The following is a 19,812-nucleotide window of genomic DNA, read 5'->3' as shown; positions in this document are numbered from 1 at the left end:
CGCTGTGTTTGGCTGCGCCAAACGGTCGCTGCGCTCCCACGCCCGGATCAATCCCTCCACTCAGCCTTCCGACGTCGCCCGTGGATCAAGATCAAGAGCAGCAGCCGAGCTGACACTCGGCCTATTGAGTGGTGAGAGGCAGAAGCACTGCGGGTTTTGCTCTTGCTCTTCTGTGGGAGCGAGCTTGCTCGCGAAGGCGGCCAGGCAGCCGACCTGTTTCTTGCGGTTGTACTCAATCCCATTGTAGGAGTGAGCCTGCTCGCGAAGGCGGCCTGGCAGCCGACCTGTTTCTTGCGGTTGTACTCAATCCCATTGTAGGAGTGAGCTTGCTCGCGATGGCGGTCTGGCAGCCAACCCATTTCTGCCGGAGGTACTCAAACCCTGTGGGAGCTGGCTTGCCAGCGATGACGGCCGGATGGCCGACCAATTTCTGTCTGAATGCACGCAGGTCAAACTGTGGGAGCGAGCCTGCTCGCGAAAGCGGCCTCACATTCACCGGTTTTCTATCAGGATCACTCCCGCGAGCCCACAAAAAAGCCACCTCTCGGTGGCTTCTCTCTCATCCTCTGCAATCAGTCGTAAATTACTTTCTTCTTCCAGTCCGCGTCTGCTTCTACATCTTTGAGGCCGGCGGTCAGTTGGTTCTCTTCACCTTCAACCGGTGCAATCTTGTCCATGACCTGGGCGTTGGCGCGGGCCAGCAGTTTTTCCAGGTATTGCAGTTGTTCTGCATATACCTGTGGGTCCTGCTGTTTGCGCAGGTATTGCACGCCGCGCTCGAAGGCGAGGCGGGCCTGGCCGGGCTGGTTTTGTTGCAGGGACTGTTGGCCGAGGTTGTTGAAGAATTCGATGTGCAACAGCACCAGAATGTGGCGGACTTCGCGAATCCAGTGTTTGGCTTCGTTCGGCGGCAAGAAGCCGTCGTGGGCGGCGCGGGTGATTTGGCCGTGGAGGGCTTCGAGCAGGAAGCGTACGTCTTTGGCTTTGGCTTCGGTCAGGATTGGCGCCGGAGGGTTGTTGACCGGGATCGATTCGCCTTGGGCGACCAGCGCGCTCAGCTCGGTGAGACGTGCTCTGGTGGTGGCGCTGGTTTTTTCCAGGTTCAGCAGGCGCTGGCAGACGTTCAGTTCCAGACGGGTCAGCAGCAGTTTGAGTGCCGGGGTCATGAACTGGCCCGGGAAGGTCTCGGTCAGTTCGCCGCAGCGGCGCAGGCGGTCGTTGAGTTCGACCTTGGTGCGGGCCTTCTCCAGTTTGTTGTTTTCCACCACATGGTTCATGTAGCCAATGGCGATCAGAATTGCGATCCCGGCTATGACTAGCAGGGTGATCATGAGTGGTGTCACCGGTAAGACCTCTTTATAGGGTTCGCATGCGAGTGTAGTGGCTGGGCATTTAGCCGCCTAGCGCCGCTCGACGAGTTGGATCGGCAGGTTCAATCTGTATCGGCCGCACGCTGCTTATATGAATGCTGGCGCTGCATATGCAGATTGCCATCACTGTGGGTGGACTATAGCGTCTTGGCGAGTGGCGGAATATAGGCGTCAATCGTCGGGCGACGGAAAAGCCCGGTTGCCGCCGTAAAGCAGGTCGAAGTCATTGATTTAAATAAATTTATATCAAGGGGTTGACGACCTCTCAATCCATCCATAGAATGCGCGCCACTTGCAGCGTAAAGCACACAGCGAAGCGCGGCAGGGAGTGAATGTTGTAGTGTGTCCCCTTCGTCTAGTGGCCTAGGACACCGCCCTTTCACGGCGGTAACAGGGGTTCGAGTCCCCTAGGGGACGCCAATGCGGGAATAGCTCAGTTGGTAGAGCACGACCTTGCCAAGGTCGGGGTCGCGAGTTCGAGTCTCGTTTCCCGCTCCAATTTTAAACAGCAGCGCTTTCGGGCGGTGCTGAGTGAAACCAGAGCCAAGTCTTCGGATGCGGATCTGGACACCGAAACACACACCATGTGTTCCGGGTAGCGTGTCCCCTTCGTCTAGTGGCCTAGGACACCGCCCTTTCACGGCGGTAACAGGGGTTCGAGTCCCCTAGGGGACGCCATTTGCGGGAATAGCTCAGTTGGTAGAGCACGACCTTGCCAAGGTCGGGGTCGCGAGTTCGAGTCTCGTTTCCCGCTCCAAATTCTAAAAACGCCGCTCAGTGAGCGGCGTTTTTATTAGTGAAAGTTGTAGCCTGTGTCCCCTTCGTCTAGTGGCCTAGGACACCGCCCTTTCACGGCGGTAACAGGGGTTCGAGTCCCCTAGGGGACGCCATTGCGGGAATAGCTCAGTTGGTAGAGCACGACCTTGCCAAGGTCGGGGTCGCGAGTTCGAGTCTCGTTTCCCGCTCCATATTCACAAAAACGCCGCTCAATAGAGCGGCGTTTTTGTATGCGCGATTTGTGGTCGTGTCATCAGGCATAAAAGAAAAGGCCCGCCGAGGTGATTCGGCGGGCCTTTTTTGCGTTTTTGCGACTGCTTACCAGGACAGCATCAAGCGACCGGCAAACAGGATCAGCACCACACCCATGGTGCGCTCGAACCAATGCCCCATGCGCATGAACAGCAGGCGTACTTTGTTGCTTGAGAAAAACAGCGCAACGATCACGAACCAAAGCGCGTTTACAAAACACATCCACAAACCATAGAACGCCTGGACTTGCAGAGGGGTTTCGGCGCTGATGATCGTTGTGAAAATGGCCAGGAAAAACAGCGTGGCCTTGGGGTTGGTCGCATTGGTCAGGAAACCGGTACTGAACGCTTTGAACAGCGTTTGTTCAACCACCGGTTCCTCGCTGGTTTTCTCACCTTCAACGGCCGATTTGGGTTTGCTGCGCAGCAGGCTGACACCCAGATACAGGATGTAAGCACCGCCAACCACTTTGGCCACGGTCAGCAACCACGGGGTGGTGTGCATCAACGCCCCGACCCCCAGCAGTGTGTAGAGCACGTGTACGGAAATCCCGGCGCCGATCCCCAGCGCCGTGCAGATCCCCACCAGTCGGCCGAATCGAACGCTTTGGCGAATAGTGACCGCGAAGTCCGGACCGGGAGCCACCACGGCCAGAAAGTGAATGGTTGCCAGCGCGAGAAACTCGCCCAGATAATTCGAATACATCTCAGCTCCAGTAGGTCAGGGGTGAAGCATTGCCGCGATAGCCGACAAAAAAGGAAAGGCTCAAGCGCGGATCGGCCACACCCGGGGTCACCGAGTGCATGCGACGCGAGTTGAACATGATGAAATCGCCGGGTTGCGGTCTCACTTCGAGTGCTGGAGGGCCGAGCAGCGCCGGTTCGATGCCATAACTGTCGCCACGCATTTCATCGAATTGATCCGGGCTGATGTCGTCGTCCCACATCTGCAGGGCACCGCCCTCGGTCGGCATGTTCAGATAGACGTTGCAGGCGAACTGCGCTTCCAGGCTGCGGGCCTGGAAACTGTCAGGGGCGTCCTTGGCGAAGATGTCGTGATGGGCGAGGAAGCACACGCCGGGTTTCACCACGCGCGAAAGGCCGACATACATTTTGCGGCCGTAGAGGTTTTCCAGGTGCGCGCCGGCCGGCCAGGATTCGTCAAGCATGCAGCGCAAGGTGTCGATCGGTGAAGAGTAGGGCGCGCAGCGATTGCGCAGTTCGGCGATGTTGCTGGTGGCGCGTTCGAAGTAATCCTCGATCAGCAGCGGCTGGTTTTCCGCCTCATAAAAAGCCATGCCGATGCGGCCGATACTGGGCGCGTTGATGTAACCCTCAAAGCCTGGAGCGAGAATCTTGTCGCCAATCTGAATGGCCAGCGGCTCCGGCAAAAAGCCTTTGACGCGAATGGCGAGGACTTCTTCGTTGGCCAGTTTTTTTATGCACGTCTCATCGAGACGCTCGACGTCTAGCATCATTTTTTTTAGGTCCATCTATCGATAGTCTACGGAAGCTGCGAGTGCAGTTCCCCGGCGTCGGACGTTGCGTGAGGCAACGTCCGAAATGCTCAATCCACGCTGTAGTGGACGGACAACGTGCCTTTCTTCTGCGAAAGCGACGCGATCGTGACTGTGCCCAGATCCTTCAGGCTACGTACATGGGTGCCGCCACAGCCATAGGCGGGCAGTTCACCAAAACCGATTTCCCGCGCACCTTCGCGCAGCGAGGTCAGGCGGGGCAGATCGTGCTCGATCCACTGGCCGATGCCGCACTGAACGGTCTCGGCATCGACTTCCTGCGCGGCGTCACCGGGTTTGAATTGCACGCGGCCTTCATCCGGCCAGTGGTGGGCCTTGATCGGCGTCCAGCCCAGCGCCTGAACGAAATGCCCGATCAAGTGGCCGGCCGAATGCATGCGTGTGTTGAAGTGGCGGCGCTGTTCGTCGATGCGGATACAGGTCATGCCCAGTTCCACCGGTTGGTCGACGAAATGCACGATACGATCCGGCTCCTGCACCACGCGCAGCACTTGGCTATCGCCAATCCAGCCGGTATCGCAAGGCTGACCACCGCCCTGCGGATGGAACAGCGTGGCGCGAAGTACAACGGCGAATTCATTCTCGTGGGGCGTGCAGTCGAGGACTTCCACGTTCGCCTTGAGGTCATCGCTATGGAAAAACAGGCGAAGCGTCATATTCCATGCCCTTAGGAAAGTTTCTATTTTTTATTATATGAATCGTGTAATAACGTGATAATCCGTTCAAACATCAAAGGACTTGTGCGCTGTGAGCATCAATCTGCCGCTACCGCTGCTCGGTGAAATGGCGATTTTCGTCAAGGTCGTGGAGACCGGCAGCTTCTCTGAGGCCGCTCGGCAACTGGGTTCATCGCCGTCAGCGGTGAGCCGCAGTATTTCGCGGCTGGAAAAGGCCTTGGCCACACGATTGCTGCAGCGCACCACGCGCAAACTGCGCCTGAGTGACGGCGGCGAGGAGGTATTCAAGCGCTGTCAGGAAATGGTCAGCGCAGCCAAATCGGTCATGGAGATCAGTGGCCAGTTCACCCATGAAGCGGAAGGACTGGTGCGGGTCAGCGTACCGAAAGCGGTAGGGCGCTTTGTGATTCATCCGCACATGCCCGAGTTTCTGCGGCGTTATCCCAAGGTCGATGTCGAGCTGTTGCTTGAGGATCGCCAGGTCGATTTGATCGACGACCATGTCGATCTGGCGATTCGCATCACCGATCGACCACCGGCCGGACTGGTCGGGCGGCAATTGCTGACCATTGACCACTTGCTCTGTGCCACGCCGCAATACCTGGCCGAGCACGGCACACCGACTCACCCGCATGATTTGCTCAATCACAGTTGTATTTATCTGGGGGAAACCCCGAGCGATGCACGCTGGAAATTCAAGAAAGGCAGCAAGGCGGTAACGGTGGGTGTGCGCGGGCGCTATGCCGCCAATCACACTGGCGTTCGATTAGGCGCGGTGTTGCAGCACATCGGCATTGGCAGCTTGCCGTATTTCACTGCCCGCTATGCGCTGGAGCAAAAGTTGGTGGTGCAGGTGTTGCCGGACTGGACCTTTCTTGCTTCCTATCACGGCGGACTTTGGCTGCTGCATTCGCCGACGCGCTATCTGCCACCCAAGTTGCGGGTGTTTATCGACTATCTGGTGGAGTGCCTGCAGAAAGAGCCGACCTTGAGCAAGCCGGGCAAATCAGTGGGGGAAAGCAACGCGGCGATGGCGTATGAATTGCCCGAAAGTGAAGGGTTGTTGTAACGCAAAGCAAAAGATCGCAGCCTTCGGCAGCTCCTACAGAGGATTGCGTGAGTCCACTGTAGGAGCTGCCGAAGGCTGCGATCTTTTGATTTTCAACCAAACAGTTAAATCAGTGCTTGCTGTCCTGAGCGGACATCGCCAGCAGCTGTTTTTCCTGATTCCAGTCGAACGGCTCATCGTTCTGTTCGGCTTCGTAACGGCGTTCTTCCAGTGCCTGATACAGGTCGATCTCTTCATCGGACAGGTAATGCAGACAGTCACCGGCAAAGAACCACAGCAAATCGCGCGGGATCAGGTGGGCGATCTGCGGATAACGGGTAATCACTTGAGTCAGGATGTCCTGGCCCAGGTACTGGCTTTCGATCGGATCGATCGGCAGCGATGCCAGCAGTTCGTCGAAGCGCTCCAGGAACAAGGCATGGCTTTCTTCGGGAACCTGTTCGGCCTCACCTACGGCGACCAGGATACTGCGCAGGTGGTCGAGCAAAACAAGATGATCGGCAACGACGTTGGACACGAGATAAGTCCTCAAGAGCAAAACGGGCGCGGGAGTATAAAGCTCCTGCGCCCTCTTGGACATGGTTGTCAGGATCAGCGGACTTTACCCTCTGCCAGCGTCAACTCCTCTTTGTCGAAATCATCGACATCGATCACCTTGCGTCGCGCCGCTTCGGCATCGCGCAGACTCTGCGCTTCCACCGGTTGCAATACTCCAGCTTCAAGCGCGGCATCGATGGCGTGTTCGCCCGCGACCGGTTTGACCTGACCGCTTTTCAGCGAGGTGTGCAGTTTTTTGTGCAACGGCTGCGCAGCATTGAGCAGATCGCTGGCGTGTTGCAGCGCGCCGACGGCATCGTCTGCCGACTGCGGGCGATAGCAACCGGCAAGCAGTTCTTCCAGCGCCGGATCGCCCTTGGCGCGACCAATCACGCCAGCCACTTCGGCACCGAGTTTGTCCGACGGGCCTTTGTGACGACGACCGAACGGGAAAACGATGACTCGCAACAGACAACCGAACACTTTGTTCGGGAAGTTGCGCAGCAATTCATCCAGCGCCCGTTCCGATTGGCCGAGGCTTTCTTCCATCGCCCAGCGGAACAGCGGCTCCATGTAAGCCGGCGAGTCCAGATCGTGATAACGCTTGAGCGCGGCAGAAGCCAGATACAGGTTGCTCAATACATCGCCCAGACGCGCCGACAGACGTTCACGACGCTTCAGTTCGCCGCCCAGCAACATCATGCTGAAGTCGGCGAGCATGGCGAATGCCGCTGCCTGACGGTTGAGTGCGCGGAAGTAACCCTGACTGATCTTGTCGCCCGGCGCATGTTCGAAGTGGCCGAAACCGAGGTTCAGCACCAGCGTGCTGGCCGCGTTGCTCACGGCGAAACCGATGTGTTTGAGCAGCAGGCCATCGAACTCTTTCAGCGCCTGATCCTTGTCTTCGCGGCCGGCCAGAGCCATCTCCTTCAGTACAAACGGATGGCAGCGAATCGCGCCCTGACCGAAGATCATCAGGTTGCGCGAAAGGATGTTCGCGCCCTCCACGGTGATGAAGATCGGCGCACCGTTCCAGCTGCGCCCGAGGTAGTTGTTCGGCCCCATGATGATCGCCTTGCCGCCGTGCACATCCATCGCATGGCTGATGCACTCGCGGCCGCGTTCGGTGAGGTGGTACTTGAGGATCGCCGACAGCACCGAAGGTTTTTCGCCCAGGTCCACCGCGTTGGCAGTGAGCATCCGCGCGGCATCCATCATCCATGCGTTGCCGCCGATGCGCGCCATGGCCTCCTGAATACCTTCGAACGCCGACAGCGGCACGTTGAATTGCTCACGAATCTGCGCGTACTGGCCAGTGACCAGACTGGTGAATTTCGCCGCGCCGGTACCGACGGCTGGCAACGAGATCGAACGGCCGACCGACAGGCAGTTCATCAGCATCATCCAGCCCTTGCCGAGCATTTCCTGACCGCCGATAAGGAAGTCCAGCGGGATGAACACATCCTTGCCGGAGTTCGGGCCGTTCATGAATGCCGCGCCCAGTGGCAGGTGACGACGACCGATTTCCACGCCGGCGGTATCGGTCGGGATCAGCGCCAGGCTGATGCCGAGGTCTTCCTTGTCGCCCAGCAGATGTTCCGGGTCATAGGCCTTGAAAGCCAGGCCGAGGAGGGTAGCGACCGGGCCGAGGGTGATGTAGCGTTTTTCCCAGTTCAGGCGCAGGCCGATGACTTCCTGACCTTCCCATTCGCCTTTGCAGATGATCCCTGTGTCGGGCATCGCACCGGCATCGGAACCCGCGAGCGGGCCGGTGAGGGCAAAGCACGGAATGTCATCGCCCCGGGCCAGACGCGGCAGGTAGTGATTGCGTTGTTCGTCGGTGCCGTAATGCAGCAGCAGTTCGGCCGGGCCGAGTGAGTTCGGCACCATGACAGTGGAGGCGAGGTCACCGCTGCGGGTGGCCAGTTTCATCGCCACTTGCGAGTGCGCGTATGCAGAGAAGCCTTTACCGCCGAATTCTTTCGGAATGATCAGGGCAAAAAAGCTGTGTTCCTTGATGTGCGTCCAGGCTTCGGCCGGCAGGTCCATCGACTGGCCGATCTGCCAGTCAGTGACCATCGCGCAAAGCTCTTCGGTCGGGCCGTCGATGAACGCCTGTTCTTCTTCGCTCAATTGCGCCTTGGGATAGGCCAGCAGCTTGTCCCAGTCCGGGCGGCCGCTGAACAGTTCGCCGTCCCACCACACGGTGCCGGCGTCGATCGCGTCGCGTTCGGTCTGCGACATCGGCGGCAGGGTTTTCTGGAACCAGTTGAACAGCGGCGCAGTGAAATGTTTGCGGCGCAGGTCAGGCAACAGCAGCGGTGCAGCGACCACCGCCAGCAAGATCCACAACACCGCCAATAACCAGCCCGGCGCATGACTGAAAATACCCATCGCCAGCAGGTAAACGGCAACGATGCCCAACGCAGGCAGCGGGGCGATGCGCCGGTGGGCGAGATACGCCACGCCGACGATCAAAACCAGTATCCACAACAACAGCATATTCAGTCCTCCGTGAACCAAGGCAAATCGACCCTCCAGAGCTTAGACGGCATCTGTAAAAGCGGGTGGTCAGACCAAGGTGATTGAAATCGTGGGAAACCCCGGATGGTTTTCGTAGGTTCGGTGGGCAACACGTGTGGGAAATCGTTCGCCGATCCCGCGTCTTTGCGTCCAAGTTTGGCCGAAACGTCGTTATCTCTGTGCTGAAGCTGTCGCTAGACTCGGGACTCATCCAGGAGATTGTCGTCATGCACGAGTATCTGAGTCCCGGCCGCTTCATCGATAGTGACCACCCGGCGGTGGTGGAGTTCGCCGAACAACATCGGGGTGCCAGCCGCGATCCGCTCGAGCAGGCGATCAGTCTTTATTACGCTGTGCGCGAGGCGGTGCGTTACAACCCGTACACCTTCAGCCGCGATCCGCAGACCTTGCGCGGCAGCTATGCGTTGGCGACGGGGGAGAGTTATTGCGTACCGAAAGCCACGCTGCTGGCGGGCTGCGCGCGGCATTGCGGGATCCCGGCGCGTATCGGTCTGGCCGATGTGAAAAATCACCTGTCGACCCCGCGTCTGCTCGAGTTGCTGAAAAGCGATATGTTCGCCATGCACGGCTATACCGAGTTCTTTCTCAATGATCGCTGGATCAAGGCAACACCGGCGTTCAACCAGAAGCTCTGCGCGTTGTTCAATGTCGCGCCGCTTGAGTTCGACGGTATCAACGACAGCGTTTTCCACCCGTTCAACCGCGACGGTGCACAGTTGATGGAGTATCTGGTCGATCACGGTCAATTCGCCGATGTGCCGGAAACGTTCTTCTTCGAGCATCTGCAAAAGTGCTATCCGCATCTGTTCACTGATCAGCAACCACAGTTGCTGGGCGATATGCAGAGTGATTTGAGCCGTACCTGATCCGGCGTATGCTGCCTGCCCACTCATTTGCAAAGAGGCGGTCATGCTGAAGATCTGGGGACGGAAAAACTCATCGAATGTCAGGAAGCCTTTGTGGGCCGCTGAAGAGCTTGGCCTGGCTTACGAGGCGATCGATGCCGGTGGCGCATTCGGCGTCGTCGACACACCCGAGTACCGGGCGATGAACCCGAACGGCCGGGTACCGGTGATCGAGGACGACGGTTTTGTGCTGTGGGAATCCAACGCCATCGTGCGCTACCTGCTGGCCAGGCATGCGCCCGACAGCAACTGGTATTCGGCCGATCCGCGAGCTCGCGCCATCGCCGACAAATGGATGGACTGGACCACGTCGAGTTTTGCCGGCCCGTTCCGCACGGTTTTCTGGGGCGTGTTGCGCACCCCGGCAGACAAGCAGGACTGGGCGGCAATCAATGCAGCGATCAAGGAATGCAACGAGTTGCTGGGCATGGCAGACAGTGCCTTGGCCAGTCAGCCTTACCTCTCCGGAAAAGACATCGGCATGGGCGATATCCCGCTAGGCAGTTTCATTTATGCCTGGTTCGAGATGCCCATCGAACGCGCCCCGCAACCGCATCTGCAAGCCTGGTACGAGCGCCTGAAGCAGCGTCCGGCCTACCGGAAAGCCGTCATGACCGCGTTGACTTAATACCTACTATCGACACACTTGACTGTACTTGTACGGCGGCGGCAAGCACCATTGCGCACTTGCGCTGCGGTTCGATCCTTCGCCGCCGTCTCCTTTTTCCCTTCACTGGTGCGTAAATCAGATATGAGTTCCGCTCTGTCCATCCGGCAGCTAACCAAAACCTACGGCAACGGGTTCCAGGCCTTGAGTGGTATCGATCTGGACGTCGCCGAAGGTGACTTTTTCGCCTTGCTCGGCCCCAACGGTGCCGGCAAATCCACGACCATCGGCATTCTCTCGACCCTGGTCAACAAGACCAGCGGCACGGTGAATATCTTCGGTCATGACTTGGACAAGAACCCGGCGGCGCTCAAGCGCTCGATCGGTGTCGTGCCCCAGGAATTCAACTTCAACCAGTTTGAGAAGACGTTCGACATCGTCGTCACGCAGGCCGGTTACTACGGCATTCCGGCGAAGATCGCCAAGGAACGCGCCGAGCAGTACCTGACCCAACTGGGCTTGTGGGACAAGCGCGATGTGCCGTCGCGTTCGCTGTCCGGCGGCATGAAGCGGCGCTTGATGATTGCCCGCGCGCTGGTGCACGAACCGCGTCTGCTGATCCTCGATGAACCGACCGCAGGCGTCGATATCGAGTTGCGCCGTTCGATGTGGACGTTCCTCACCGAGCTGAACCAGAAAGGCATCACCATCATCCTCACCACGCACTATCTGGAGGAGGCTGAGCAGTTGTGTCGCAACATCGGCATCATCGACCACGGCACCATCGTCGAGAACACCAGCATGAAACAATTGCTGGGCCAGTTGCACGTAGAAACCTTTTTGCTGGACCTGAAAAACGACTTGAACGCCGCGCCGCAATTGCTCGGCTACCCCGCCCGGTTGATCGACGGTCACACCCTGGAAGTCCAGGTCGACAAATCCATGGGCATCACGGCGTTGTTCACCCAGTTGGCGCAGCAGAACATCGAAGTATTGAGCCTGCGTAACAAAACCAATCGCCTCGAGGAGCTGTTCGTGTCCCTGGTCGAGAAAAATCTGTCGAAGGTGGCGGTATGAGTTCCGAATTCCGTCCCAACCTCGTCGCCCTGCAGACCATTGTTTACCGCGAGGTCAAACGCTTCACGCGGATCTGGCCGCAAACGCTGCTGCCGCCGGCGATCACCATGGTTCTGTACTTCGTGATTTTCGGCAATCTGATCGGTCGCCAGATCGGCGACATGGGTGGCTTCACTTACATGGAGTACATCGTACCGGGGCTGATCATGATGTCGGTGATCACTAACTCTTACGGCAACGTGGTCTCGAGTTTCTTCGGCAGCAAGTTCCAGCGTTCGATCGAGGAATTGATGGTGTCGCCGGTATCGCCGCATACGATTCTGATCGGCTTCACCATTGGCGGTGTGTTGCGTGGTCTGATGGTTGGCGTGATCGTGACGATCCTGTCGCTGTTCTTCACCCATTTGCAGGTACATCATCTGGGCGTGACCGTGCTGGTGGTGGTGCTGACGGCGACGATCTTCTCGTTGCTGGGCTTCATCAACGCCGTGTTTGCGCGCAACTTCGATGATATTTCGATCATCCCGACTTTTGTGCTGACGCCTCTGACGTACCTGGGTGGGGTGTTCTACTCGATCACGCTGCTGCCGCCGTTCTGGCAGACCGTGTCGCTGGCCAACCCGGTGCTGCATATGGTCAACGCTTTCCGTTACGGCATTCTGGGTGTTTCGGATATCCGCATCGGCATCGCGATCACCTTTATGCTGGTGGCGACGGTAGTGCTGTATCTCGGCTGTGCACGGCTGCTGGTGAGTGGGCGCGGGATGCGTACTTGACTCCAGACCGAGTCGTGCCCATCGCGAGCAGGCTCACTCCTACAGGGGAACGCATTCCAATGTAGGAGTGAGCCTGCTCGCGATGGGCCAATACAGACGCAACAAAACAAAACGGCCTCCCACTGCGGAGGCCGTTTTGCATTCAGCGCATGCGGCTTTTCTTGCGCCGCGCCCATTGCCGCGCGACCCACCAGCGCCAATACATCATCACCAGGCAATAGGCGAGGGCGCCGAGTACCAGCCCTACCACCACCGAGCCGAGCAGAAACGGCTGCCACAACGTCGACAACTCGCCGCTGATCCACTCCCAGGTCATTTCATCCGGTAGATGTCGGGCGGGCACGTCCATCAAAAACGCCCCGGCCTGATAAGTGCAGAAAAACACTGCCGGCATGGTGATCGGATTGGTCAGCCACACCAGACTGACCGCAATCGGCATGTTCCCCCGCACCATGACGGCGAGGGCGGCGGCCACCAGCATTTGCGCCGGAATCGGCAGGAACGCCGCGAACAGGCCGACCGCCATCGCCCGGGCGACCGAGTGGCGATTGAGGTGCCAGAGGTTCGGGTCATGCAGCAACTTGCCGAGAAAGCGTAAGGATTTGTGTTCCCTGATGCTCGTCGGATCGGGCATGTAACGTTTGAATAAGCGCCGGGGCATAAGGCTTCTCGGTCGGTTAAGGCGGCAAGTATGTCTGGATTCTACGAAGCGCCCATTCAGACTTTGTGACAATTGTTGACGACGGACGTGCCCGACACCCGCTATGCCTAAGTGTGGAACTCTCAAGGACGGGCTTATGCGCACAGGGATGATGGCGCTCGCAGTCGGTCTGCTGGTCGCGGTTTTTATGCCGGCATTACCGCCGGTCTGGTTGATGCTGTTGTTGCCGGTTGTGGCTTTGATGCTGCTGCCGTTTCGCAGCTATCCGTGGGCGTTTTTGCTGTTTGGTTTCACTTGGGCCTCTGTCGGGGCGCAATGGGCATTGAATGATCGTTTGCCCGTTGAGCTGGATGGCGAAACCCGCTGGCTTGAAGGGCGGGTCGTCGGCTTGCCGCAGAACAGCGACGGCGTGGTGCGTTTCGAACTGGCGGATGCGCGCTCGCGTCACGAAAAACTGCCAACGCGGATGCGGCTGGCCTGGTATGCCGGGCCGCCGGTCAACAGCGGCGAGCGTTGGCGCCTGGCGGTCAAGCTCAAGCGTGCGGCGGGTTTACGCAATCCCGACGCATTCGATTACGAGGCTTGGCTGCTGGCGCAACGCATCGGCGCCACCGGCACGATCAAGGACGGCCAACGCCTGAGCGAAGCACGCTGGGCCTGGCGCGACAGTATTCGTCAGCGTTTGCTCGAGGTAGACGCACAGGGACGGGGCGGGGCACTGGCGGCGCTGGTGCTGGGCGATGGCTCGGGACTCAGTCGCGAGGACTGGCAGATTTTGCAGGACACCGGCACCGTGCATTTGCTGGTGATTTCCGGTCAGCACATTGGCTTGCTGGCGGCGGTGATGTACATGCTCGTCGGCGGATTGGCCCGCTTTGGCCTGTGGCCGCTGCGCTGGCCCTGGCTGCCGTGGGCCTGTGGTCTGGCATTCGCGGCGGCGCTCGGTTATGGCCTGCTCGCCGGATTCGACGTGCCGGTACAGCGCGCCTGCGTGATGGTCGGGCTGGTACTGTTGTGGCGCCTGCGCTTTCGTCATCTTGGTGCGTGGTGGCCGTTGTTGCTGGCGTTCAATGCGGTGCTTTTGTTCGATCCCCTGGCCAGCCTGCGCCCCGGTTTCTGGCTGTCCTTTACGGCTGTTGCGGTGCTGATCTTCACGTTTGGCGGTCGGCTGGGCGCGTGGCGTTGGTGGCAGACCTGGACGCGGGCGCAGTGGTTGATTGCCATCGGGCTGTGTCCGGTGTTGCTGGCACTGAATCTGCCGATCAGTCTTAGCGGGCCGTTGGCGAACCTGTTGGCCGTGCCTTGGGTCAGTCTCGTGGTGTTGCCGCCGGCCTTGCTCGGCACCCTGATGTTGCCGGTGCCGTTTGTCGGTGAAGGTCTTTTGTGGCTGGCCGGCGGTTTGATCGATGCGCTGTTTCGCGCTTTGGCGGTGATTGCCGGGCAGTGGCCGGCATGGACAGCCGCCGCCGTGCCGGGCTGGGTCTGGCTGCTCGGCAGCCTGGGTGCCTTGTTGCTGCTGTTGCCGCGCGGCGTGCCAATGCGTGCACTGGGCTGGCCATTGCTATTGCTGCTGGTCGTGCCGCCCCGCGAGCGCCTGGATGAAGGGCTGGCCGATGTCTGGCAACTCGATGTCGGCCAGGGTTTGGCCTTTCTGATCCGCACCCGTCATCACACACTGCTGTATGACGCCGGGCCGCGCTTCGGCGATTTCGATCTCGGCGAGCGCGTGGTGCTGCCCGCTTTGCGCAAACTCAATGTGGCAAAACTCGATCTGATGCTGCTCAGTCATGCGGATGCCGATCACGCGGGTGGCGCTTTGGCGGTCATGCGCGGTTTGACCGTCGATCGAGTGATCAGCGGCGACCCGGAGGGACTGCCCGCGGCGTTGAGCGCCGAAGCCTGTGCAAGCGGCCAGCAATGGCAGTGGGATGGCGTGCGTTTTCAACTCTGGCAGTGGTCGGACGCCCGCGACAGCAATCAGCGTTCCTGTGTGTTGCAGATTGAAGCCAATGGCGAGCGCCTGCTGCTGACCGGCGATATCGATACCCACGCCGAACGCGTGCTGCTCGAAAGCCCGTTGGCCGTGCCGACGCAATGGCTGCAATCGCCCCATCATGGCAGCCGCAGTTCGTCGTCAATGGCGCTGCTCAACGTCTTGAAGCCTGAGTCCGTGCTGATCTCTCGAGGCCATGGCAACTCTTTTGGCCATCCTCACCCGACCGTGCTGGCGCGTTACCGCAAACTCGGTCTGCGCATTTACGACAGCGCCGAGCAAGGCGCCATTCATCTGCAACTGGGCACTTTCACGCTACCCAGGACGATGCGTCATCAGCGGCGTTTCTGGCGTGACCCGCCCGCGCTGGCCCGCTGATCGGGACGTGGACGAACGGGGTGTCACGGTCGTCGGGGCGGCGGGTCTTAATCGCGGATCGGTATGGTAAAGTGGCGCACTTTTTCGAGGGGACTGTCACTGTGTGGGAATTGGTCAAATCCGGCGGCTGGATGATGTTGCCGATCATTCTGAGCTCCATCGCGGCCATGGCGATCGTCGCCGAACGCCTGTGGACCCTGCGCGCCAGTCGCGTCACCCCCGAGCATCTGCTGGGCCAGGTCTGGGTGTGGATCAAGGACAAGCAGCTCAATAAAGAAAAGCTCAAGGAATTGCGCGCCAATTCGCCGCTGGGAGAAATCCTCGCCGCCGGTCTGGCCAACTCCAAGCATGGTCGCGAGATCATGAAGGAGTGCATTGAAGAGGCCGCCGCCCGCGTTATTCACGAGCTCGAACGCTACGTCAACGCACTGGGCACCATTGCCGCGATGTCGCCGCTGCTGGGTCTGCTGGGCACTGTGTTGGGCATGATCGATATCTTCAGCGCCTTCACCGGTTCCGGCATGACCACCAATGCCTCGGTATTGGCCGGTGGTATTTCCAAGGCGCTGATCACCACTGCAGCAGGCCTGATGGTGGGTATCCCGGCAGTGTTCTTCCACCGGTTCCTGCAACGCCGCATTGATGAACTGGTGGTGGGCATGGAGCAGGAAGCGATCAAACTGGTTGAAGTGGTGCAGGGCGACCGTGACGTCGATCTGGCCGAGGGCCGGGTGTGAAATTCCGTCGCAAGCCTCGGGAAACCATCGACATCAACCTCGCGTCGCTGATCGACGTGGTGTTCATATTGCTGCTGTTTTTTGTCGTGACCACTACGTTTACCCGCGAAACCCAGTTGCGTGTTGATTTGCCGGAAGCGGTCAGCGGCTCTCCAGCCGAGGATCAGCAGCTCAAGCAGATCGATGTCGCCATCAGCGCTGAGGGCGTGTTTTCGGTGAACAACAAGATTCTGCCGAAGAACGATCTGGCGACCCTGATGGAAGCCATGCAGAAAGAGTCCAACGGTGACACCAACATGCCGTTGTCGATCAGTGCCGACGGCAAGACTCAGCATCAATCAGTGATCACCGCCATGGACGCGGCCGGCAAGCTCGGTTTCAGCCATCTGCGCATGACCACGGTCGAGGCGGCGCCCAAATCCTGATGAGCCTGTCCGATCGCTTGCTCGCCGCGTGGTATCAGGGGCACCCGGCCCTGACGCTGTTGCGGCCGCTGGAAATGCTCTATCGCCGCGTGGTGGTCGGTAAACGCCAGCGCTTTCTCGACGGTGAAGGCGAAATCTATCAGCCGCCGGTGCCGTTGATCGTGGTCGGCAATATCACTGTGGGCGGTACTGGCAAGACGCCGATGATCCTCTGGTTGATCGAGCATTGCCGACGCAGTGGTTTGCGCGTCGGTGTGGTCAGCCGTGGCTACGGTGCCAAACCACCACAGCTGCCGTGGCGTGTTGAGGCCGATCAAACCGCCGATATCGCCGGCGACGAACCGCTGCTGATCGTCCAGCGCACCGGCGTGCCGCTGATGATCGACCCCGATCGCAGCGCCGCCGTCAAAGCCTTGCTCGCCAGCGAACCGCTGGATCTGATCCTCTCCGATGACGGCATGCAGCATTATCGTCTGGCACGGGATCTGGAGCTGGTGCTGATCGACGCCGCTCGCGGCCTCGGCAACAAGCGTTGCCTGCCGGCCGGGCCTTTGCGCGAGCCAATCGAACGCTTGCAAAGCGTCGACGGCGTGCTGTTCAACGGTGCCACCGAAGATCGCGCCGACGGTTTCGCTTTTCGTCTGCAACCCACCGCGCTGGTCAATCTGCGCAGTGGCGAGCGCAAGCCGCTCGATCATTTCCCCTCCGGCCAGGCCGTCCACGCGGTCGCCGGGATCGGCAATCCGCAACGTTTCTTCAATACCCTCGAAGCGCTAGACTGGCGGGCAGTCCCCCATGCGTTTGCCGACCACGCTGAATACAGCGTGCAGGCCTTGAATTTCAAACCGTCATTGCCGTTGGTGATGACCGAAAAGGACGCGGTGAAGTGCCGTGCCTTCGCTGCTGCTGACTGGTGGTATCTGGCGGTCGATGCCGTGCCGTCGCCGGCCTTCGTGGCCTGGTTCGACACACAGCTGATGCGCCTGTTGCCCGATCGGCTTTTGCCTTAACTCTTTACTCAGGGAATGTTCATGGACACCAAATTGCTCGATATCCTCGCGTGCCCGATCTGCAAAGGCCCGCTCAAGCTCAGCGCCGACAAGACCGAACTGATCAGCAAGGGCGCCGGTCTGGCGTACCCGATCCGCGATGGCATCCCGGTGATGCTCGAAAGCGAAGCCCGCACTCTGACCACCGACGAGCGTCTGGATAAATGACCACTGCCTTCACCGTTGTCATCCCGTCGCGTTTCGCCTCGACCCGCTTGCCGGGCAAGCCGCTGCTGGACATTGCCGGCAAGCCGATGATCCAGCACGTCTGGGAACAGGCGAGCAAAAGCAGCGCGACCCGTGTTGTTATTGCGACTGACGATGCGCGCATCGTCGAGGCCTGCAAGGCCTTTGGCGCCGAAGTGGTGCTGACCCGTGAAGATCATAATTCCGGCACCGACCGTCTGGCCGAAGTCGCGGCGAAACTGGGCCTTGAGCCCGACGCGATCGTGGTCAATGTGCAGGGTGACGAGCCGCTGATCCCGCCGAGCGTGATCGATCAGGTCGCCGCCAACCTGGCTGCTCACACCGAGGCGCGTATGGCCACTTTGGCCGAGCCGATCGAAGACGTCGACACCCTGTTCAACCCGAACGTGGTCAAGGTCGTCAGTGACATCAACGGTCTTGCGTTGACCTTCAGCCGTTCCACTTTGCCGTGGGCGCGCGATGCCTTTGCCAAAAACCGCGAGCAACTGCCCGAAGGCGTGCCGTACCGTCGCCACATCGGCATTTACGCCTACCGCGCCGGTTTCCTTCATGACTTCGTGAGCTGGGGCCCGTGCTGGCTGGAAAACACTGAATCCCTCGAGCAACTGCGTGCCCTGTGGCACGGCGTACGCATTCATGTCGCCGATGCACTGATCGCGCCGCCCACCGGTGTCGACACTGCCGAAGACCTCGAGCGCGTTCGCCGATTGCTGGGGGCCTGATGCGCGTTCTGTTTGTGTGCCTGGGCAACATTTGCCGTTCGCCCACCGCTGAAGGCGTGTTGCGGCACAAACTGCGTGAAGCGGGGCTGGCCGATCAGGTCGAAGTGGCCTCCGCCGGCACCGGCGACTGGCACGTCGGCAACCCGCCGGACAAACGCAGCCAGGCTGCAGCGAAAGTGCGCGGCTATGACCTGTCGGCGCAACGCGCGCAGCAGGTCAGCCGTGCCGACTTTGCCAGTTATGACCTGATTCTGGCGATGGACAACAGCAACCTGCGCAATCTCAAGGCGTTGCAACCGTCTACCGGCAAAGCCGAGCTGGATCTGTTTCTGCGCCGTTATGCCGGTGTGGTCGATGAAGTGCCGGATCCGTATTACGACGGCGATCAAGGGTTCGAGCAGGTGCTGGATCTGATCGAAGCAGCCTGTGACCAATTGTTGATCGAAGTGAAGGGCCGGTTATGAGTTTGCAGGTGCAACCGCAGGTTTCCCTGAAACCGTTTAACAGTTTCGGCGTCGATGTGCGCGCGCAACTGTTCGCCGAAGCCCACAGCGATGCCGATGTCCGTGAAGCGCTGGCGTATGCCACCGCGCACGACGTGCCGTTGCTGGTGATCGGTGGTGGCAGCAATTTGCTGCTGACTGCCGACATTGCGGCGTTGGTGCTGCGCATGGCCACCCGTGGCATCCGCGTGATCAGCGATGACGGCGACCGTGTGGTGATCGAAGCTGAAGCCGGCGAGCCTTGGCATCCGTTTGTTCAGCACACGCTGGCGCAGGGTTTTTCCGGACTGGAAAACCTCAGCCTGATTCCCGGCACCGTCGGCGCTGCGCCAATGCAGAACATCGGTGCCTACGGCGTCGAGATCAAGGATGTATTTGCCGGGCTCACCGCGCTGGATCGCCAGACTGGTGAGCTGCGCGACTTCAGCCTCGATGAATGCAACTTCGCCTATCGCGACAGTCTGTTCAAGCAGCAGCCGGGGCGCTGGCTGATTCTGCGCGTGCGTTTTACCCTCGACCGCGTCGCGCACCTGCATCTGGAATACGGCCCGGTGCGCCAGCGCCTGACCGAGCAGGGCGTCGAGCAGCCGACGCCAAGTGACGTCAGCCGCGCCATCTGCAGCATCCGCAGTGAAAAACTGCCAGACCCGGCGGTGCTCGGCAATGCCGGCAGCTTCTTCAAGAATCCGCTGGTGTCGGCGGCCGTCGTCGCGCAAATCAAAACGCAGCACCCGGACGTGGTGGCATACGCGCAACCGGACGGGCAGATGAAACTGGCTGCTGGCTGGTTGATCGAGCGCGCTGGCTGGAAGGGTTTCCGTGAGGCCGATGCCGGCGTGCATAAATTGCAGGCACTGGTGCTGGTCAATTACGGCACGGCGACCGGTCTGCAACTGCTCGACCTCGCGCAACGCATCCAGAAAGACATTGCCGAACGATTCAATGTCGACCTGGAAATGGAGCCCAATCGGTATTGAAGCAGCGTCGAGCTTCAAGCTTCTAGCGGCAA

The 19,812-nt window shown here is 59.7% G+C and carries 20 protein-coding genes and 6 tRNA genes; 19 read left to right on the top strand and 7 right to left on the bottom strand.

What is annotated here, in order from left to right:
- Positions 1-572: 572 nt before the first annotated feature.
- Positions 573-1,331 (bottom strand): hypothetical protein, encoded by a 759-nt coding sequence (locus tag M5G26_RS14190; protein WP_273915762.1) that lies wholly within the window; start codon positions 1,329-1,331, stop codon positions 573-575.
- A 383-nt stretch (positions 1,332-1,714) separates the two neighbouring features.
- On the opposite strand from M5G26_RS14190, the gene M5G26_RS14185 reads away from it, so the two are divergent.
- From M5G26_RS14185 to M5G26_RS14160, 6 genes are all read left to right on the top strand, one after another.
- A tRNA-Glu gene (locus M5G26_RS14185) sits at positions 1,715-1,790 on the top strand.
- Between the two features lie 2 nt (positions 1,791-1,792).
- Positions 1,793-1,868: transfer RNA gene (locus tag M5G26_RS14180), tRNA-Gly, on the top strand.
- A gap of 104 nt (positions 1,869-1,972) precedes the next feature.
- Positions 1,973-2,048, top strand: a tRNA-Glu gene (locus M5G26_RS14175).
- Between the two features lie 3 nt (positions 2,049-2,051).
- Positions 2,052-2,127 (top strand) — tRNA-Gly (locus M5G26_RS14170).
- Positions 2,128-2,184: 57 nt separating this feature from the next.
- Positions 2,185-2,260, top strand: a tRNA-Glu gene (locus M5G26_RS14165).
- Between the two features lie 2 nt (positions 2,261-2,262).
- A tRNA-Gly gene (locus tag M5G26_RS14160) sits at positions 2,263-2,338 on the top strand.
- A gap of 127 nt (positions 2,339-2,465) precedes the next feature.
- On the opposite strand, the gene M5G26_RS14155 is transcribed toward M5G26_RS14160, so the two are convergent.
- From M5G26_RS14155 to M5G26_RS14145, 3 genes are all read right to left on the bottom strand, one after another.
- The gene (locus M5G26_RS14155; protein ID WP_273915761.1) at positions 2,466-3,104 is read right to left on the bottom strand and encodes a LysE family translocator; all 639 of its coding nucleotides are present in this window, start codon (positions 3,102-3,104) and stop codon (positions 2,466-2,468) included.
- A gap of 1 nt (position 3,105) precedes the next feature.
- Entirely contained in the window at positions 3,106-3,876 is a 771-nt protein-coding gene (locus M5G26_RS14150; protein ID WP_007908184.1) for a 2OG-Fe(II) oxygenase, read from the bottom strand.
- An 89-nt stretch (positions 3,877-3,965) separates the two neighbouring features.
- The gene (locus M5G26_RS14145; RefSeq protein ID WP_134178204.1) at positions 3,966-4,592 is read right to left on the bottom strand and encodes an alanyl-tRNA editing protein; all 627 of its coding nucleotides are present in this window, start codon (positions 4,590-4,592) and stop codon (positions 3,966-3,968) included.
- 91 nt (positions 4,593-4,683) lie between these two features.
- Between M5G26_RS14145 and M5G26_RS14140 the strand changes: the two genes are divergently transcribed.
- Entirely contained in the window at positions 4,684-5,682 is a 999-nt protein-coding gene (locus M5G26_RS14140) for a LysR family transcriptional regulator (RefSeq protein ID WP_134178203.1), read from the top strand.
- A 109-nt stretch (positions 5,683-5,791) separates the two neighbouring features.
- Here the strand turns inward: M5G26_RS14140 and M5G26_RS14135 are convergent, their stop codons facing one another.
- Together M5G26_RS14135 and M5G26_RS14130 are read right to left on the bottom strand one after the other, a co-directional pair.
- On the bottom strand, positions 5,792-6,199 hold the full coding sequence (locus M5G26_RS14135) for a PA2817 family protein (protein ID WP_007967565.1): 408 nt from the start codon (positions 6,197-6,199) through the stop codon (positions 5,792-5,794).
- Between the two features lie 74 nt (positions 6,200-6,273).
- A complete protein-coding gene (locus tag M5G26_RS14130) occupies positions 6,274-8,721 on the bottom strand; it encodes an acyl-CoA dehydrogenase (RefSeq protein WP_273915760.1) in 2,448 nt (815 codons plus the stop codon).
- Positions 8,722-8,969: 248 nt separating this feature from the next.
- On the opposite strand from M5G26_RS14130, the gene M5G26_RS14125 reads away from it, so the two are divergent.
- The 4 genes from M5G26_RS14125 to M5G26_RS14110 all read left to right on the top strand — a co-directional run bounded on the left by M5G26_RS14125 (position 8,970) and on the right by M5G26_RS14110 (position 12,128).
- Positions 8,970-9,629, top strand: a complete 660-nt coding sequence (locus M5G26_RS14125; RefSeq protein ID WP_038364514.1) for a transglutaminase-like domain-containing protein — start codon at positions 8,970-8,972, stop codon at positions 9,627-9,629.
- 43 nt (positions 9,630-9,672) lie between these two features.
- A complete protein-coding gene (locus tag M5G26_RS14120) occupies positions 9,673-10,296 on the top strand; it encodes a glutathione S-transferase family protein (RefSeq protein WP_273915759.1) in 624 nt (207 codons plus the stop codon).
- 123 nt (positions 10,297-10,419) lie between these two features.
- Positions 10,420-11,352: an ABC transporter ATP-binding protein gene (locus M5G26_RS14115; protein ID WP_134178199.1), complete on the top strand. Its 933-nt coding sequence runs from the start codon at positions 10,420-10,422 to the stop codon at positions 11,350-11,352.
- On the top strand, positions 11,349-12,128 hold the full coding sequence (locus M5G26_RS14110) for an ABC transporter permease (protein ID WP_100847682.1): 780 nt from the start codon (positions 11,349-11,351) through the stop codon (positions 12,126-12,128). The genes M5G26_RS14115 and M5G26_RS14110 overlap by 4 nt, the downstream gene beginning before the upstream one ends.
- Positions 12,129-12,270: 142 nt before the next feature.
- On the opposite strand, the gene M5G26_RS14105 is transcribed toward M5G26_RS14110, so the two are convergent.
- Positions 12,271-12,789 carry a DUF2062 domain-containing protein gene (locus tag M5G26_RS14105; protein WP_273915758.1) on the bottom strand — a complete coding sequence of 173 codons (519 nt, stop codon included), beginning with the start codon at positions 12,787-12,789 and terminating at the stop codon, positions 12,271-12,273.
- 136 nt (positions 12,790-12,925) lie between these two features.
- On the opposite strand from M5G26_RS14105, the gene M5G26_RS14100 reads away from it, so the two are divergent.
- From M5G26_RS14100 to murB, 8 genes are all read left to right on the top strand, one after another.
- Positions 12,926-15,160, top strand: a complete 2,235-nt coding sequence (locus M5G26_RS14100) for a DNA internalization-related competence protein ComEC/Rec2 (RefSeq protein WP_273915757.1) — start codon at positions 12,926-12,928, stop codon at positions 15,158-15,160.
- Between the two features lie 101 nt (positions 15,161-15,261).
- Positions 15,262-15,897, top strand: coding sequence for a MotA/TolQ/ExbB proton channel family protein (locus tag M5G26_RS14095; protein ID WP_038364506.1), 636 nt, complete (start codon positions 15,262-15,264; stop codon positions 15,895-15,897).
- Positions 15,894-16,322: an ExbD/TolR family protein gene (locus M5G26_RS14090; protein ID WP_007908223.1), complete on the top strand. Its 429-nt coding sequence runs from the start codon at positions 15,894-15,896 to the stop codon at positions 16,320-16,322. The genes M5G26_RS14095 and M5G26_RS14090 overlap by 4 nt, the downstream gene beginning before the upstream one ends.
- Positions 16,322-17,332 carry a tetraacyldisaccharide 4'-kinase gene (lpxK, locus tag M5G26_RS14085; RefSeq protein ID WP_273915756.1) on the top strand — a complete coding sequence of 337 codons (1,011 nt, stop codon included), beginning with the start codon at positions 16,322-16,324 and terminating at the stop codon, positions 17,330-17,332. Before M5G26_RS14090 ends, lpxK begins: the two co-directional genes overlap by 1 nt.
- 21 nt (positions 17,333-17,353) lie before the next feature.
- A complete protein-coding gene (locus M5G26_RS14080; RefSeq protein ID WP_003174668.1) occupies positions 17,354-17,539 on the top strand; it encodes a Trm112 family protein in 186 nt (61 codons plus the stop codon).
- Positions 17,536-18,300 (top strand): 3-deoxy-manno-octulosonate cytidylyltransferase, encoded by a 765-nt coding sequence (kdsB, locus tag M5G26_RS14075; protein ID WP_273915755.1) that lies wholly within the window; start codon positions 17,536-17,538, stop codon positions 18,298-18,300. The genes M5G26_RS14080 and kdsB overlap by 4 nt, the downstream gene beginning before the upstream one ends.
- Positions 18,300-18,764 carry a low molecular weight protein-tyrosine-phosphatase gene (locus tag M5G26_RS14070; protein ID WP_016986041.1) on the top strand — a complete coding sequence of 155 codons (465 nt, stop codon included), beginning with the start codon at positions 18,300-18,302 and terminating at the stop codon, positions 18,762-18,764. Before kdsB ends, M5G26_RS14070 begins: the two co-directional genes overlap by 1 nt.
- On the top strand, positions 18,761-19,780 hold the full coding sequence (gene murB / locus M5G26_RS14065; protein WP_273915754.1) for a UDP-N-acetylmuramate dehydrogenase: 1,020 nt from the start codon (positions 18,761-18,763) through the stop codon (positions 19,778-19,780). Before M5G26_RS14070 ends, murB begins: the two co-directional genes overlap by 4 nt.
- Positions 19,781-19,812: the final 32 nt, after the last annotated feature.

Source organism: Pseudomonas sp. TNT2022 ID642 (assembly GCF_028656995.1).
GTDB lineage: Bacteria > Pseudomonadota > Gammaproteobacteria > Pseudomonadales > Pseudomonadaceae > Aquipseudomonas.
Note: the sequence above shows the minus strand (reverse complement) of the source record. Positions and strands in the feature narration are given on the sequence as shown.

Coding starts and splice junctions, on each gene's coding strand:
- M5G26_RS14190 (WP_273915762.1), bottom strand. CDS start 1,331: ATGATCACCCTGCTAGTCATAGCCGGGATCGCAATTCTGATCGCCATT.
- M5G26_RS14155 (WP_273915761.1), bottom strand. CDS start 3,104: ATGTATTCGAATTATCTGGGCGAGTTTCTCGCGCTGGCAACCATTCAC.
- M5G26_RS14150 (WP_007908184.1), bottom strand. CDS start 3,876: ATGATGCTAGACGTCGAGCGTCTCGATGAGACGTGCATAAAAAAACTG.
- M5G26_RS14145 (WP_134178204.1), bottom strand. CDS start 4,592: ATGACGCTTCGCCTGTTTTTCCATAGCGATGACCTCAAGGCGAACGTG.
- M5G26_RS14130 (WP_273915760.1), bottom strand. CDS start 8,721: ATGCTGTTGTTGTGGATACTGGTTTTGATCGTCGGCGTGGCGTATCTC.
- M5G26_RS14125 (WP_038364514.1), top strand. CDS start 8,970: ATGCACGAGTATCTGAGTCCCGGCCGCTTCATCGATAGTGACCACCCG.
- M5G26_RS14120 (WP_273915759.1), top strand. CDS start 9,673: ATGCTGAAGATCTGGGGACGGAAAAACTCATCGAATGTCAGGAAGCCT.
- M5G26_RS14115 (WP_134178199.1), top strand. CDS start 10,420: ATGAGTTCCGCTCTGTCCATCCGGCAGCTAACCAAAACCTACGGCAAC.
- M5G26_RS14110 (WP_100847682.1), top strand. CDS start 11,349: ATGAGTTCCGAATTCCGTCCCAACCTCGTCGCCCTGCAGACCATTGTT.
- M5G26_RS14105 (WP_273915758.1), bottom strand. CDS start 12,789: ATGCCCCGGCGCTTATTCAAACGTTACATGCCCGATCCGACGAGCATC.
- M5G26_RS14100 (WP_273915757.1), top strand. CDS start 12,926: ATGCGCACAGGGATGATGGCGCTCGCAGTCGGTCTGCTGGTCGCGGTT.
- lpxK (WP_273915756.1), top strand. CDS start 16,322: ATGAGCCTGTCCGATCGCTTGCTCGCCGCGTGGTATCAGGGGCACCCG.
- M5G26_RS14080 (WP_003174668.1), top strand. CDS start 17,354: ATGGACACCAAATTGCTCGATATCCTCGCGTGCCCGATCTGCAAAGGC.
- kdsB (WP_273915755.1), top strand. CDS start 17,536: ATGACCACTGCCTTCACCGTTGTCATCCCGTCGCGTTTCGCCTCGACC.
- M5G26_RS14070 (WP_016986041.1), top strand. CDS start 18,300: ATGCGCGTTCTGTTTGTGTGCCTGGGCAACATTTGCCGTTCGCCCACC.
- murB (WP_273915754.1), top strand. CDS start 18,761: ATGAGTTTGCAGGTGCAACCGCAGGTTTCCCTGAAACCGTTTAACAGT.